General features: G+C 59.4%; 12 protein-coding genes. All 12 read left to right on the forward strand.

From position 1 onward, the window contains the following. Positions 1–52 precede the first annotated feature (52 nt). The 12 genes from M2407_RS17375 (at position 53) to M2407_RS17430 (ending at position 13,848) form a co-directional block, all read left to right on the forward strand. Positions 53–667: a 4Fe-4S dicluster domain-containing protein gene (locus tag M2407_RS17375; protein WP_259218722.1), complete on the forward strand. Its 615-nt coding sequence runs from the start codon at positions 53–55 to the stop codon at positions 665–667. Next, on the forward strand, positions 667–2,535 hold the full coding sequence (locus tag M2407_RS17380) for a proton-conducting transporter membrane subunit (protein WP_259218723.1): 1,869 nt from the start codon (positions 667–669) through the stop codon (positions 2,533–2,535). The genes M2407_RS17375 and M2407_RS17380 overlap by 1 nt, the downstream gene beginning before the upstream one ends. Positions 2,536–2,545: 10 nt before the next feature. Next, positions 2,546–3,481, forward strand: coding sequence for a respiratory chain complex I subunit 1 family protein (locus M2407_RS17385; protein WP_020826907.1), 936 nt, complete (start codon positions 2,546–2,548; stop codon positions 3,479–3,481). A 22-nt stretch (positions 3,482–3,503) separates the two neighbouring features. Continuing rightward, entirely contained in the window at positions 3,504–5,207 is a 1,704-nt protein-coding gene (locus M2407_RS17390) for an NADH-quinone oxidoreductase subunit C (protein ID WP_046373544.1), read from the forward strand. 12 nt (positions 5,208–5,219) lie between these two features. Continuing rightward, positions 5,220–5,765, forward strand: coding sequence for a formate hydrogenlyase complex iron-sulfur subunit (locus M2407_RS17395; protein ID WP_020826905.1), 546 nt, complete (start codon positions 5,220–5,222; stop codon positions 5,763–5,765). Further along, positions 5,762–6,559: an NADH-quinone oxidoreductase subunit B family protein gene (locus M2407_RS17400; RefSeq protein WP_149573269.1), complete on the forward strand. Its 798-nt coding sequence runs from the start codon at positions 5,762–5,764 to the stop codon at positions 6,557–6,559. The genes M2407_RS17395 and M2407_RS17400 overlap by 4 nt, the downstream gene beginning before the upstream one ends. Beyond that, positions 6,556–6,972, forward strand: coding sequence for a formate hydrogenlyase maturation HycH family protein (locus M2407_RS17405; protein ID WP_129982846.1), 417 nt, complete (start codon positions 6,556–6,558; stop codon positions 6,970–6,972). Before M2407_RS17400 ends, M2407_RS17405 begins: the two co-directional genes overlap by 4 nt. Continuing rightward, a complete protein-coding gene (hycI, locus tag M2407_RS17410) occupies positions 6,965–7,435 on the forward strand; it encodes a hydrogenase maturation peptidase HycI (protein ID WP_217331255.1) in 471 nt (156 codons plus the stop codon). Before M2407_RS17405 ends, hycI begins: the two co-directional genes overlap by 8 nt. Positions 7,436–7,596: 161 nt before the next feature. Then, positions 7,597–8,139 (forward strand): electron transport protein HydN, encoded by a 543-nt coding sequence (gene hydN / locus M2407_RS17415; protein ID WP_174574226.1) that lies wholly within the window; start codon positions 7,597–7,599, stop codon positions 8,137–8,139. Positions 8,140–8,150: 11 nt separating this feature from the next. Continuing rightward, on the forward strand, positions 8,151–10,307 hold the full coding sequence (gene fdhF, locus M2407_RS17420; RefSeq protein ID WP_128864891.1) for a formate dehydrogenase subunit alpha: 2,157 nt from the start codon (positions 8,151–8,153) through the stop codon (positions 10,305–10,307). A gap of 203 nt (positions 10,308–10,510) precedes the next feature. Then, a complete protein-coding gene (gene hypF, locus M2407_RS17425; protein ID WP_259218724.1) occupies positions 10,511–12,823 on the forward strand; it encodes a carbamoyltransferase HypF in 2,313 nt (770 codons plus the stop codon). After that, a complete protein-coding gene (locus tag M2407_RS17430) occupies positions 12,817–13,848 on the forward strand; it encodes a HoxN/HupN/NixA family nickel/cobalt transporter (RefSeq protein ID WP_259218725.1) in 1,032 nt (343 codons plus the stop codon). The genes hypF and M2407_RS17430 overlap by 7 nt, the downstream gene beginning before the upstream one ends. Positions 13,849–13,881: the final 33 nt, after the last annotated feature.

Below are 13,881 nucleotides of genomic sequence, written 5' to 3' on the forward strand. Positions count from 1 at the left end.
ACGTCATTTTTTACTGACGATTTCGTCATAAATGACGAAGCAAGGAGTGTGCATGAACCGCTTTATTATTGCGGATCCCAAATTGTGTATTGGCTGCAATACCTGCATGGCCAGTTGTTCTGCGGAACATCGGCAACGGGGTTTGCAGGCATTACCCCGCTTGCAGGTGATTCGTAACGCCCGCGATTCGGCACCGGTGATGTGCCATCAATGTGAGGATGCGCCCTGCGCGCAGGTCTGTCCGGTAAACGCCATTCGCCATCAGGATGATGCCATCGTCCTGAACGAAAGCCTGTGCGTCAGTTGCAAACTCTGCGGTATTGCTTGCCCGTTCGGCGCCATAGGCTTCGGCGGCAGCACCCCGTTAGCGATCCCCTCAGACTGCAACACACCGCTGGCCCTGCCTGCCGCCAAAGCGCCGCGGCCGATTGGCGCCTTCCTGGATTGCGTGCCCGGTGTCCGCGCCGTGGCGGTCAAGTGCGACCTTTGCGCTTTCACCCCCTTAGGCCCGGCCTGTATCCGCACCTGTCCTACCCAGGCCATTCGCTTGGTCAGCAACCACGACGTGCGTAACGCCAGCGAACAGAAAAGGCGCAACGCCATGCAGGCGCTCAGCGCCGAGCTGCCGTTCGCTACCGCCCCAGAATCCCGCAAGGAGCCGAATTGATGTTTTACCCCATTGCGCCCGACCCATTGTCGTTGCTGACTCTGGCATTCGTCGGGTATCTCCTGTTCGCGTTGCTGAGCTGGCTGCTGGCCCCCTGGCCGCGTGTCAATGCCTTGCTGGGTGGTGGCACCTTGCTGTGTGCCATCGCCACCTTGTTGGCCGCCGGACAACTGCTGTTCGCACCGCTGCACAGCGCCCGTTTGCCCTGGTTGCGTTATGCGGTGGAAATCAGCGGCATTAATGCGTTGTTATTGCTGGTGATGGCTTTGTGTGGGATCTGCGCCGCGCTGTATCACATCGGAAGCGTCGCGAAGCTGAACGCCAGTGCAGGTGGCCGGTTGGGCGGGCTGATCAATCTGATGCTGGCAGCGCTCGGCGCCGCCGCGATCGCCGATAATGCACTGGCCTTGCTGTTGCTGTTAGAACTGGCGGCGCTGTGCGGCTATTTCTTGATTGTCCACGCCCCGAACGCGAAAGGTCTGCGGGCCGGGCACAGCCAGTTTTTGCTGATGCGCCTGGGCACCCTGCTGTTGGTTATCGCTTTCGCACTGATTTATACCCACAGCCACAGCCTGCAATTCAGCGTGATCCGCGCTACGCCATTACCGGATGCACTGCGTAACGGCGTCTTCCTGCTGGCGTTGGCCGGGTTTGGCATTTTTGCCGGGGTGATGCCGCTGCATGCCTGGGTGCCTCAGTCCCACAGCAGCGCGCCGGCCTCGGCCGCCACGTTGTTTTCCGGCGCACTGATGAAGGTCGGCCTGCTGGGGATCCTGAAGATAGGACTGGATCTGCTGGGTACGCCCCCGCTGTGGTGGGGATTGCTGGTCCTGCTGCTGGCCGCCGGCACCGCATTTTTGGGCGGGTTGTATGCGCTGATGGAGCACGATCTGCGGCGCTTGCTGGCTTACCACACGCTGGAGAATATCGGCATCATCCTGCTGGGCATTGGCGGTGCCATGGTCGGTATGGCGCTGCAACAACCATTACTGACGGCGTTCGCCCTGATCGGCGGCCTGTTCCATTTGTTGAATCACAGCCTGTTCAAAAGCGCATTGCTGTTGGCGGCGGGTACCATCGAACAACAAACCGGGCTGAAGGACATGGAGAAAATGGGCGGGCTGGCACGGCTGATGCCCTGGACCGCCATTTCTCTGCTGATCGGCCTGGTGGCCATGGCCGCACTTCCGCCATTGAACGGTTTCGCCAGTGAATGGCTGATCTATCAGGGACTGTTCCATTTCAGTGCGGCCCCTGGCTTTATTGGCCATCTGTTCGGGCCGTTGCTGGCGGTGGCGCTGGCCCTGACCGGTGCGCTGGCAGTGATGTGCGTCAGCAAGGTGTTTGGCGTCGCCTGTTTGGGAGCCCCGCGCTGCGCTGCTGCGGCCCAGGCCGTGCAGGCTAACCTGTGCCTGACGCTGAGCCATGCGCTGCCCGCGTTGCTGTGTCTGGTTTGCGGCCTGGGTGCGCCCTGGATCATCCCGCTGTTTGCCCGGCTGATCGGCATGACGGCCGAACAATCCCTCTCCGTGTCCGACACTTTGGTTTCTACCCCGTTGATCGCCATTTTGTTGCTGGCAATGCCGCTGCTGCCGCTATTGATTGCTGCACGTTATCAGACCCGTCGTCAACCTCGCCGGGTACAGGGTAGCGCTTGGACCTGCGGATATGGTCATGAGGAGGCGATGGTTATCACCGCCACCGGTTTTGCCCAACCGCTTCGGGTGATGTTCGCCCCGCTCTATCAAGTGCGCCGCTGGCTGCCGGGATCCTTGATCAACCCGTTACATTGTAACGCCTTCGTTGTCTTCTGCCGCGGCCTGGCCGCAGTGGAGCTTGCGGTGCTGTTGGTGGTGGCTTTTGCCTGAGGAGATGACAATGACCTATCCCAATGTGTTACTCGGTCTGGCGCAGGCCTTGCTGTTACTGGCCGTCGCCCCATTGTTTGCCGGTATCAGCCGTGTGCTGCGCGCGCGGATGCATAACCGTCGCGGCCCCGGAGTGCTGCAGGAATATCGCGATATCGCCAAATTGTTGAAGCGTCAGAACGTGGCACCGGCGGCTTCCGGTCTGGCCTTTCATGCTATGCCGTACTTGCTGACCGGCACCCTGCTGGCCATCGCCTGTGCGTTGCCCATGTTGACTGTCGCCTCACCGCTGCCTGCCATCGGTGATGTGATCACCCTGATCTATCTGTTCGCCGTGGTGCGCTTTGTTTTCGCCATTGCCGGTCTGGATACCGGCAGTCCCTTTACTGCCATCGGCGCCAGCCGCGAAGCGGTATTGGGCATTCTGGTCGAACCCATCCTGCTGTTGGGGCTGTGGGTGACCGCCCTGGTGGCCGGTTCGACTCAGTTGAGCGCCATGGTGCAGAGCCTGCTGACGTTGCCACACCCCGCTTGGTTGCCGCTGCTGTTGGCCGCCCTTGCCTGTGCGTTCGCCACCTATATCGAGATGGGCAAACTGCCTTTTGACCTGGCGGAGGCCGAGCAAGAGCTGCAGGAAGGGCCACTGACGGAATATTCCGGTGCCGAGCTCGGCATTTTGAAATGGGGCATCAGCCTCAAACAATTGGTGGTGCTGCAGCTATTCCTCGGCGTGTTTCTGCCCTGGGGGCAAGCGGCACAATTCACCGTCCTTCACCTGTCGGCGGCGCTGGTCCTGGCGCTGCTCAAGCTGCTGTGCGCGCTGACGCTGATCGCGATTATCGAAAATAGCGTGGCACGTTTGCGCTTCCTGAAAACGGCCCGTACCACCTGGGCCGGTTTTGGACTGGCTTTTCTGGCGCTGGTTTCCTGGCTGGTCGTCGGCTGAATAATGACAAAGGCAATCAATAATGACTAACGAACATCAAGGCCAGCACTATCTGGCGGCGTTGCAGCAACAATTCCCTGCGGCCATGCTGGCAGCCGAATGGCAAACCGCCGATCAGCTGACGGTCACCGTTAAGCTCAATTCGCTGCCGGACGTGGTGGAATGGCTGTATTACCAGCAAGGCGGTTGGTTGTCGGTGCTGTTTGGCAACGACGAGCGCACGCTGTGCGGCCATTACGCGCTGTATTACGTTCTGTCGATGGAGCAAGGCACCAAATGCTGGATCACGGTGCGCGCCGAAGTGGATGCCCAAACGCTGGAGTTCCCTTCCGTCACGCCGCGCGTGCCCGCCGCCGTTTGGGGCGAACGCGAAGTGCGTGACATGTACGGTCTGCGCCCGGTGGGATTGCCGGATGAGCGGCGACTGGTGCTGCCTGACGACTGGCCGGACGATCTTTACCCGCTACGCAAAGACGCGATGGACTATCGTCAACGCCCCGCACCCACCACCGATGTGGAAACCTATCCGTTCGAGAGCCTGGCCGGAGCCAAAGCCAATGTGGTGCCGATTGGCCCGTTGCACATCACCTCGGACGAACCCGGGCACTTTCGCCTGTTTGTCGATGGAGAAGACATCATCGACGCCGACTACCGCTTGTTCTACGTGCACCGCGGGATGGAAAAACTGGCCGAAACCCGTATGGGCTATAACGAAGTCACCTTTCTGTCGGACCGGGTGTGCGGCATTTGCGGCTTTACCCACAGCGTGGCCTACACCAGCTCGGTCGAAAATGCGATGGGCATTCAGGTGCCGGAACGCGCCCAGATGATCCGCTCGATCCTGCTTGAGGTGGAGCGCCTGCACAGCCACCTGTTGAATCTTGGTCTGGCCTGCCATTTCGTCGGCTTCGATTCCGGTTTTATGCAGTTCTTCCGCGTACGCGAGCAGTCGATGAAGATGGCAGAAATACTGACCGGCGCGCGCAAAACCTATGGTTTGAACCTGATTGGCGGTATCCGCCGAGATATTTTGAAAGAGGACATGCTGCAAACCCTGAAGCTGGCCGCGCAAATGCGCAGCGAACTGGTGGATCTGGTCGATATCTTGCTCAGTACGCCCAACACCGAACAACGCAGCGTCGGGGTTGGGCGTCTCGATCCCCAGGTGGCCCGCGATTACAGCAACGTGGGGCCGATGATCCGCGGCAGCGGCCACCGTCGCGATACCCGCATCGACCATCCGTTTGCCGGCTACGCCAAACTGCCGGTGGAGTTATGCGTGGAAAGCGGCTGCGACGTCTATTCCCGCCTCAAGGTGCGTATTCACGAAGTGTTCAACTCGCTCGGCATCATCGAGTTCGGTTTGCAAAGCTTGCCGGGCGGACCGCTGGCGGTGGACGGCTTCACCTATATACCGCACCGCTTCGCCCTGGGCTTTGCCGAAGCGCCGCGCGGCGATGATATCCACTGGAGCATGACCGGCGACAACCAGAAACTGTTCCGTTGGCGCTGCCGTGCTGCCACCTATGCCAATTGGCCCACCCTGCGTTACATGCTGCGCGGCAATACGGTATCCGACGCCCCGCTGATTATCGGCAGTCTCGATCCCTGCTACTCCTGCACCGATCGCATGACCATCGTCGACGTACGCAAGCGCCAGTCCATCATCGTGCCGTACAAAGAGATCGAACGTTACGGCATCGAGCGGAAAAACAAGCCGTTCTAACCGGAGCCCATCATGCTGAAACTGATTAAAAAAGTGCTGAAGACCGGCCCGGCCACTGTCGCCTATCCGGCCCAGCCGTTGGCCATTGATCCGAACTTTCGCGGCAAGCCCGAATACAGCCCACAGCAGTGCATAGCCTGTGGTGCCTGTGCCAACGCCTGTCCGTCCAACGCGTTGAGCATGACCCCCGATCTCAACAGCGGCACCTTGCGCTGGCAGCTGTTTCTTGGCCGCTGCATCTTTTGCGCCCGCTGCGAGGAAGTGTGCCCAACCGCCGCCATTCGGCTTTCGCAGCAGTTCGAACTGGCAGTGTGGCGTAAAGAGGATCTGTACGAACAAGCCGACTTCGCCATTTGCCATTGCCGACAGTGCGGCAAACCCTATGCGGCGCAAAAGGAAATTGATTATGCGATGGCGTTGCTCGGGTTGAGCAGCTCGGAGGCGGCAACCCGCCGTGCGCAGTTTGAAACCTGCCCGGCCTGCAAACAGCAGCAGAACCTGACCCAGGCCGATCGTATTGATATCGGCCGCCATTTGACCCGGGAGGTCATCTCATGAATTCGCCATTGATTGGACCACGTGATGAAAATGGCCTGCCGGTGCCAATCACCCTCGATGACAGCATCGCCAAGCTGAAAACCACCCTGCTGCAGGATATTCGCCGCTCGGCCTATGTCTATCGGGTGGACTGCGGCGGCTGTAATGGTTGCGAAATTGAGATTTTCGCTGCCATTTCACCGCTGTTCGACGCGGAACGTTTCGGCATCAAAGTGGTTCCTTCCCCCAGACATGCCGATATTTTGTTGTTCACCGGTGCAGTGACCCGCGCCATGCGCATTCCGGCGATCCGCGCCTGGCAGGCCTCACCCGATCCTAAAATCAGCATCTCTTACGGTGCCTGTGGCAACAGCGGCGGTATCTTCCACGATCTTTATTGCGTGTGGGGCGGTACCGATCGCATCGTTCCGGTCGATGTCTATATTCCCGGCTGCCCGCCGACGCCGGCGGCGACCATTTACGGTTTCGCCATGGCGCTGGGCCTGCTGGATCAGAAAATCAAAGGCCACCAGCATGATGAAACCCACGGTGAAGCTACGCGCCTGTTGCACCCGCAACTGCCCCAGCCGCTGCGAGTGCTGCTGGATCGCGAAGCCCGGCGTATGGCCGGTTACCGCTACGGTCGCCAAATCGCCGACCAGTTCATGCAACTGCTGGCAGCAGAGACACCCGAACCGGTCGAACAGCGCATCGCCGCTTATCTGCACCAGCAAGATGACCTGCGCCTGAATGAAATTGTCGGCAATTTGCAGGGCATTTATCAACGGGTGCTGCGTGGGGAGCTGCGGCTATGACCGATTCCCAAGGACAGGTGGTGTTTTATTCCCTTAGCCGCAAGTTTGTGCAGGAGAAAAAGGCCCCGCCGAAGGCCCAGGAGGTGATCTATTACAGCCTGGCGATCGGCCATCATCTGGGGGTGATCGACTGCCTGGAAGCCAAACTCAGCTGCCCGCTGGCGGGGTTTCGCGCCTGGATAGCGCAGTTGCCTGCGGGCAGCACCGCACGGCGCAAACTGGAAGGGATCGATCGGTTTGGCGAAATCTGTATCGACAACAGCCATACCCACCTGCTGGCCACGGCGTTGAGCCACGCGGCGCCGCGTATGAACACTGAACAGCAAAGCTGGAGCCAACAGCTGATCGCCCTGCTTCAATCGATTGAAAACGAACCCGCCATTTACCTGATGGTCCGGAGGCATGATGACTGACGTTTTATTGTGTGTGGGCAACTGCATGATGGGAGATGACGGTGCCGGGCCGCTGCTGGCTGAACTCTGTGCCGGTCATCCCCCCGCAGGTTGGCAGGTGATTGACGGCGGCGCGGCACCGGAAAATGACATCGGACATCTCCGCGAGCTACGCCCAGATCGCCTGGTGATCGTCGACGCCACCGACATGGGGCTCGCGCCGGGTGAAACACGGGTGATCGACGAAAAAGACATTGCCGCCATGTTCATCATGACGACGCATAACCTGCCGCTTAACTTTCTGATCGACCAACTGCGCGAAGACATTGCGGAAATTACCTTTATCGGCATTCAGCCCGAAGTGGTGGCGTTTTATTACCCGATCAGCGCGGCGGTGAAACAGGCGGTGACGGTGCTCCATCAACGCTTGTTTCACTGGGCAGACAATGGCGGTTATCCGCAGCTGGAGGTGACGAATGTCTGACGCGGCATCGTCATTTCTGTCGACCTGCTGTCGACCCCGGGGTCATAAAAAGATAACCCTCTGCTTTTTAAGAATTTTCAATATTGGCATGTTTTATGCCTAACCAGAGCCACGACCTCTCTTTTGCCATACCCGGATGAAGGGTAACCCAGGAGTTATTGATGAACCGGTTTATCATCGCCGATCCCAAAAAATGCATCGGCTGCCGTACCTGTGAAATTGCCTGCGTGATGGCGCACAGCGAAAGCCAGGATATTTCGGCGTTGAACGCCACCAGCTTTGCCCCGCGCCTGCATGTGATTAAAGGCGTCAACGTCAGCACCGCCGTGCTTTGCCGCCAGTGCGAGGACGCCCCCTGCGCCAACGTCTGTCCTAACGGTGCCATCAGCCGCACCAACGGCATGGTCCTGGTGATGCAGGAACGCTGCATCGGCTGCAAAACCTGCGTCGTGGCCTGTCCCTACGGCGCCATGGAAGTGATCACCCGTCCGGTGGTCCGCCAGAATGGCGCCATGATGAGCGCCACCACCGAGAAAGCCGAAGCCCATAAATGTGACCTGTGTATCGGTCGCGACAGCGGCCCGGCCTGCATGGAAACCTGCCCAACCAATGCGTTGCACTGCGTCGATCGCAACATGCTGCAGGAAATGAACGCCGAGAAGCGCCGCCGCGCCGCGCTCGACACAATGTCGTCACTGTTTTAGGAACTGAACCGATGAAAAAAATCACAACCGTCTGCCCTTACTGCGGTGCAGGCTGCAAAATGAAACTGGTGGTCGATAACGGCAAAATCATTCGCGCCGAGGCGGCTGACGGCGTGACCAATCAGGGTGAACTGTGTCTGAAAGGCTATTACGGCTGGGACTTCCTGAACGACACCAAACTGTTGACCCCGCGCCTGAGCCAGCCGCTGATCAGGCGGCAGAAAGGCGGCAAGTTTGAGGCCGTCAGTTGGGATGAAGCGATCAGCTATACCGCACAGCGGCTGCAGCAGATTAAGGAGCAGCACGGTGCCAGCGCCATCATGCACACCGGTTCCTCTCGCGGGACCGGCAATGAAACCAACTATGTGATGCAGAAGTTCGCTCGCGCGGTGATCGGCACCAATAACGTCGACTGCTGTGCTCGCGTCTGCCACGGGCCTTCGGTCGCGGGTTTGCAGGCCACGCTCGGTAACGGTGCCATGAGTAACTCGATTGGCGATATCGAAAACTCCAAGTGTCTGCTGATCATCGGTTACAACTGTGCCGACTCGCACCCCATCGTGGCGCGCCGGGTGCTGAAGGCTAAAGAGAAAGGCGCGCAGATCGTCGTGTGCGACCCGCGCCGGATAGAAACTGCACGTATTGCCGACCAGCATCTGCAGATCAAGAACGGCTGCAACATGGCGCTGGTGAATGCGTTCGCCTACGTGCTGATTGAAGAGAATCTTTATGACCGCGATTACGTGGCCAAATACACCGAGGGATTCGAGGCCTACCGGCAGCAACTGGCGGATTATGCGCCAGAAGCAGTGGAACACCTGACCGGCGTGACCGCACAGCAAATCCGCCAGGCCATGCGCACCTATGCCAGCGCCCCTTCGGCCACCATCATGTGGGGCATGGGCGTGACCCAATTCGGCCAGGCGGTTGACGTGGTCAAAGGCCTCGCCAGTTTGGCGCTGCTCACCGGCAATTTGGGCCGCGCCAACGTGGGTGTCGGCCCGGTACGCGGGCAGAACAACGTACAGGGTGCCTGCGATATGGGCGTGCTGCCCAATGAATTCCCTGGCTATCAAGCGGTTACCGATGCGGCCGTGCGCGCCAAGTTCGCCGCAGCCTGGGGAATCGACGCTACAAAAATGGATCCCAACGTCGGCTATCGCATCACCGAAATCCCGCACCTGGTGCATGAAGGCAAAGTGAAAGCCTACTACATCATGGGGGAAGATCCCTTGCAGACCGAGGCCGATCTGAGCCTGGTGCGCAGCGCGTTCGAAGCGCTGGAATTTGTGGTGGTGCAAGACATCTTTATGACCAAAACCGCCGAACAGGCGGATGTGATCTTGCCTGCCACCTCCTGGGGCGAACATGGCGGCGTCTTTTCCTGCGCCGATCGCGGGTTCCAGCGTTTCGAAAAAGCCATTGAGCCGCAGTACAACGTCAAGCGCGACTGGGAAATCATCAGCCTGTTGGCCAGCGAAATGGGCTATCCGATGCACTATGAGGATAACCAGCAGATCTGGGACGAAATGCGCGAACTCTGCCCGCTGTTTTACGGCGCCACTTACGAAAAAATGGGCGAGCTCGGTCACGTGCAATGGCCTTGCACTTCGCTGGAAAGCCAGGGGACGCCGTACCTGTATCAGGGTAACCAGTTCACAACGCCGTCCGGTAAAGGGCAACTGTTCGCCACCACCTGGCGTGCGCCGGCCGAGATCCCGGATGCAGATTACCCACTGGTGCTCTGTACCGTGCGTGAGGTTGGGCATTACTCCTGCCGTTCGATGACCGGCAACTGTGCCGCCTTGCAAACGCTGGCGGATGAGCCCGGCTTCGTGCAAATCAACCCTCAGGATGCCGCCGCGTTGGGCATTGCCGACCAGCAACTGGTGTGGGTTGCCTCTCGCCGCGGCAAAGTGATCAGCCGAGCCAACTATAACGAGCGTATTAACCTGGGTGCGGTGTATATGACCTACCAGTGGTGGATTGGCGCCTGTAACGAACTGACGCAGGAAAACCTGGATCCGATCTCCAAAACGCCGGAAACCAAATACTGTGCGGTAAAACTGGCGGCGATTACCGACCAGCACTGGGCGGAGAACTATGCGCAGCAAAGCTACAGCGATATGAAAGCTCGCCTGCGCCGCGCCGCAGAAGACGTGATGTAATCCCGTCATACTTGAAGCTGCATCTGTGTTGGCTGCAAGCGCTCACCCCAGTCACTTACTTAAGTAAGCTCCTGGGGATCCCCGCTCTTGCCGCCTTGATGCAACTCCAATTATTTAGGGAATACCAGGGAATAAATTGACAGGAGGCTACGCAGGGTTGTGCCTCCTGATAATTTATAAAAACCCAAAGAGGGTAATAAACCATGTCCTATCCGGGGCTGCTGCTGCGTATCAGCGGCAAAGTACAGGGCGTCGGCTTTCGGCCTTTTGTCTGGCAACTGGCCAACCAGCTCAATCTACGTGGCGAAGTCTGGAATGACAGCGCCGGGGTGGAGATTCGGCTGGTAAATCCCGTCGACCTTGGGCTGTTGCTGCATCTGTTGTGCCAGCAGGCGCCACCGTTGGCGCAGATCGACAACATTCACCAACGGCCTTTTACCTGGCTGAAAAAGCCCGATGATTTTCGCATCCGCGCCAGCCAACGCGGTGCTATGACGACCCAGATTGTTCCCGATGCCGCGACCTGCCCAAAATGCCTGCAGGAAATGAACGATCCGCAGGATCGGCGTTACCGCTACCCTTTTATTAACTGCACGCACTGCGGCCCACGCTTCACCATTATTCGTGCCATGCCTTACGATCGCCCGGCAACCAGCATGGCACCGTTCCCGCTCTGTTCGCCCTGCGCCCTAGAGTACCGTTCGGCGCACGATCGGCGCTTTCATGCCCAACCGGTCGCCTGTAGCGACTGCGGCCCTCGGTTGTTCAGTTTCACCGTTGAGGGACAACCGCAGCATCAGGGGGAAGAAGCTCTGCAGCAGGCGGTAGCCGCATTAGCTGCCGGGCAGATTGTGGCCATCAAAGGGCTGGGCGGTTTTCACCTGGCTTGCGATGCTACCCAGACGGAGGCCGTAGAACGCCTGCGGCTTCGCAAACGGCGTCCCGGCAAACCTCTGGCGGTGATGCTGCCGAATATCGACTGGCTGACGCGCTGCACCCGTGGCATTGATCTGTCGCACACACAGGATTTGCTGGCGTCCGCTGCCGCGCCTATCGTGCTCGTGCCCCACTCGCCCCATTCGCCGCTGTCTGGGGCTATCGCCCCGCAGTTGAACGAAGTGGGCCTGATGTTACCCGCCAATCCCCTTCACCATTTACTGATGCAGGAGATACAACGGCCCCTGGTGATGACCTCCGGCAATGCCACCGGCCGAGCTCCGGCATTAACCAATAGCCAGGCTTTGGCTGATTTGGCCGGCATTGCCGACCTGTGGTTGCTGCACGATCGCGAAATCTTGCAGCGCGCCGATGATTCGCTGGTGCGTCTGCTGCCTGAAGGCCATGAAATGTTACGTCGGGCGCGCGGATTTGTTCCGGATGCCCTGCCATTGCCTCCGGGATTTCCTTCACAACCTCCGCTATTGGCCGTGGGAGGGGATCGCAAAAATACCTTTTGCCTGCTGCAGGGAAATAAAGCCGTACTCAGTTCACATTTTGGCGACCTGCAACAGGAAGATATTCAGCAACAGTGGCAGCAGGCCATGGCGCATTTTATGGCGTTGTACCATTGCCAGCCACAGCGCTTAGCCAGCGACGCTCATCCGGGTTACGTCAGCCACCAATGGGCCGCCCGACAGAGGCTGCCGGTGACCCCGGTGCTGCACCATCATGCGCATTTGGCCGCCTGCCTGGCCGAACACCATTGGCCACTGGAAGGCGGAGCGGTTATCGGCCTGGCGCTGGATGGGCTGGGGTACGGACAGGACGGCGCGCTGTGGGGCGGCGAATGCCTGTGGGTCGATTACCGCCGCTGTCGTCATCTGGGGGGATTGCCTGCGGTGGCACTGCCCGGCGGCGATCTGGCCGCGCAACAACCCTGGCGCAATCAGTTGGCGCATTTTGCACGCTTCGTGCCTGACTGGCAAAACAGCCCACAGGCCGAACGGCTATTGACGCGCGCCTGGCGCCCCCTGCTCCAAGCCATTAACGCCGGCATCAACGCGCCGCTGGCCTCCTCCTGTGGCCGTCTGTTTGACGCGGCCGCCGCCGCGCTGGGATGTGCGCCCGAACGGCAAAGTTGGGAAGGCGAAGCCGCCAGTATTTTTGAGGCGCTGGCCCACCAAAGTGGCCCTTGCTCTCACCCGGTGACGTTGCCACGTTGCGCAGTACAGCTCGATTTGGGCGTGTTGTGGCGGCAGTGGCTGGCCTGGCAAGCGCCGGCCGCTCAACGGGCCTGGGCGTTTCATGATGCCCTGGCGCAAGGATTTGCCGGCCTGGCCAAACATTTTGCCGCAGAGCATAACCTCCGGCACGTGGCGTTAAGCGGTGGCGTACTGCACAACCGCCTGTTACGCCAACGGCTGCAGCATCATCTGGCCCCGCTGCACGTGCTGCTGCCACAACGGCTGCCGGCGGGCGATGGAGGGTTGGCATTCGGTCAGGCATTGGTCGCCTGCGCGCAGCATATCCCCGTGGCGCGCCTCCCCTTTAAAACACAACAGGATGTAACATGTTAAACCGCGAGTTTTTCCATACCCATACCCGCGCCTTTTGGCTGTTGTTGACGTTAGTGGCGCTAAACCTGCTGGCATGGGGTGCGGCCTTTGCTGCCTTTCATCATCACCCGACACTGATTGCCGCCGCGCTGCTGGCTTACGGTTACGGACTCCGCCATGCGGTGGATGCCGACCACATCGCCGCCATCGATAACGTCACCCGCAAATTGATGCAACAAGGCCAACGCCCGGTTTCCGTCGGGGCCTTCTTCTCCCTGGGGCATTCCAGCATTGTGGTACTGGCCTGCATCACGATTGCCGCCACCTCATTGGCATTTGGCGATCGCATCGGCTGGTTGCATCAGTATGGCGCCACTTTGGGCACGCTGATCTCCTCGCTGTTCTTACTGGTGATGGCGTTGTTGAACTGGCTGATCTTCCGCGACGTTTACCGCATTTTCCGTCGGGTGAAGCGCGGAGAAACCCTGGTCGAACAGGACGTAGCCCTGCTGGTGAGCGGCAGCGGCGGCGTAATGACGCGGCTATACCGCTTTGCTTTTAATATGGTAAATAAAAGCTGGCATATGTATTTAGTCGGCTTTTTATTTGGCTTGGGCTTTGATACGGCTACCGAAGTGGGCCTGCTCGGGATCTCCGCGACCGGTGCTACATCCGGCATGTCGGTCTGGTCAATCATGGTGTTCCCGCTGCTGTTTGCCAGCGGCATGGCGTTGATTGACTCACTGGATAATTTTGTGATGGTCGGCGCTTACGGTTGGGCGTTCAATAAACCGATCCGCAAGCTGTATTACAACATGACCATCACCGCCACCAGCGTGGTTATCGCTGTGGTGATCGGCGGGCTGGAAGGCCTGGGGCTGCTGGCCGATAAGCTGGGGCTACGGGGCGGGCTGTGGCGGGGTGTTGAGGTGCTCAATGACAACCTGGGCAGCGTCGGTTACGCCGCTATCGTGCTGTTTGTGGTGCTGTGGATCCTGTCCGCGCTCAATTACCGCCGCAAAAATTATGACTCGTTAAGCGTCTAGTCCGCTTACGGCAGCCCGGTCATCCCTGGCTGC

This window comes from Serratia sp. BIGb0234 (assembly GCF_024809915.1).
In the GTDB taxonomy this organism is placed as follows: domain Bacteria; phylum Pseudomonadota; class Gammaproteobacteria; order Enterobacterales; family Enterobacteriaceae; genus Serratia; species Serratia liquefaciens.

Coding starts and splice junctions, on each gene's coding strand:
- M2407_RS17380 (WP_259218723.1), top strand. CDS start 667: ATGTTTTACCCCATTGCGCCCGACCCATTGTCGTTGCTGACTCTGGCA.
- M2407_RS17395 (WP_020826905.1), top strand. CDS start 5,220: ATGCTGAAACTGATTAAAAAAGTGCTGAAGACCGGCCCGGCCACTGTC.
- M2407_RS17375 (WP_259218722.1), top strand. CDS start 53: ATGAACCGCTTTATTATTGCGGATCCCAAATTGTGTATTGGCTGCAAT.
- fdhF (WP_128864891.1), top strand. CDS start 8,151: ATGAAAAAAATCACAACCGTCTGCCCTTACTGCGGTGCAGGCTGCAAA.
- hycI (WP_217331255.1), top strand. CDS start 6,965: ATGACTGACGTTTTATTGTGTGTGGGCAACTGCATGATGGGAGATGAC.
- M2407_RS17390 (WP_046373544.1), top strand. CDS start 3,504: ATGACTAACGAACATCAAGGCCAGCACTATCTGGCGGCGTTGCAGCAA.
- M2407_RS17430 (WP_259218725.1), top strand. CDS start 12,817: ATGTTAAACCGCGAGTTTTTCCATACCCATACCCGCGCCTTTTGGCTG.
- M2407_RS17405 (WP_129982846.1), top strand. CDS start 6,556: ATGACCGATTCCCAAGGACAGGTGGTGTTTTATTCCCTTAGCCGCAAG.
- hypF (WP_259218724.1), top strand. CDS start 10,511: ATGTCCTATCCGGGGCTGCTGCTGCGTATCAGCGGCAAAGTACAGGGC.
- hydN (WP_174574226.1), top strand. CDS start 7,597: ATGAACCGGTTTATCATCGCCGATCCCAAAAAATGCATCGGCTGCCGT.
- M2407_RS17385 (WP_020826907.1), top strand. CDS start 2,546: ATGACCTATCCCAATGTGTTACTCGGTCTGGCGCAGGCCTTGCTGTTA.
- M2407_RS17400 (WP_149573269.1), top strand. CDS start 5,762: ATGAATTCGCCATTGATTGGACCACGTGATGAAAATGGCCTGCCGGTG.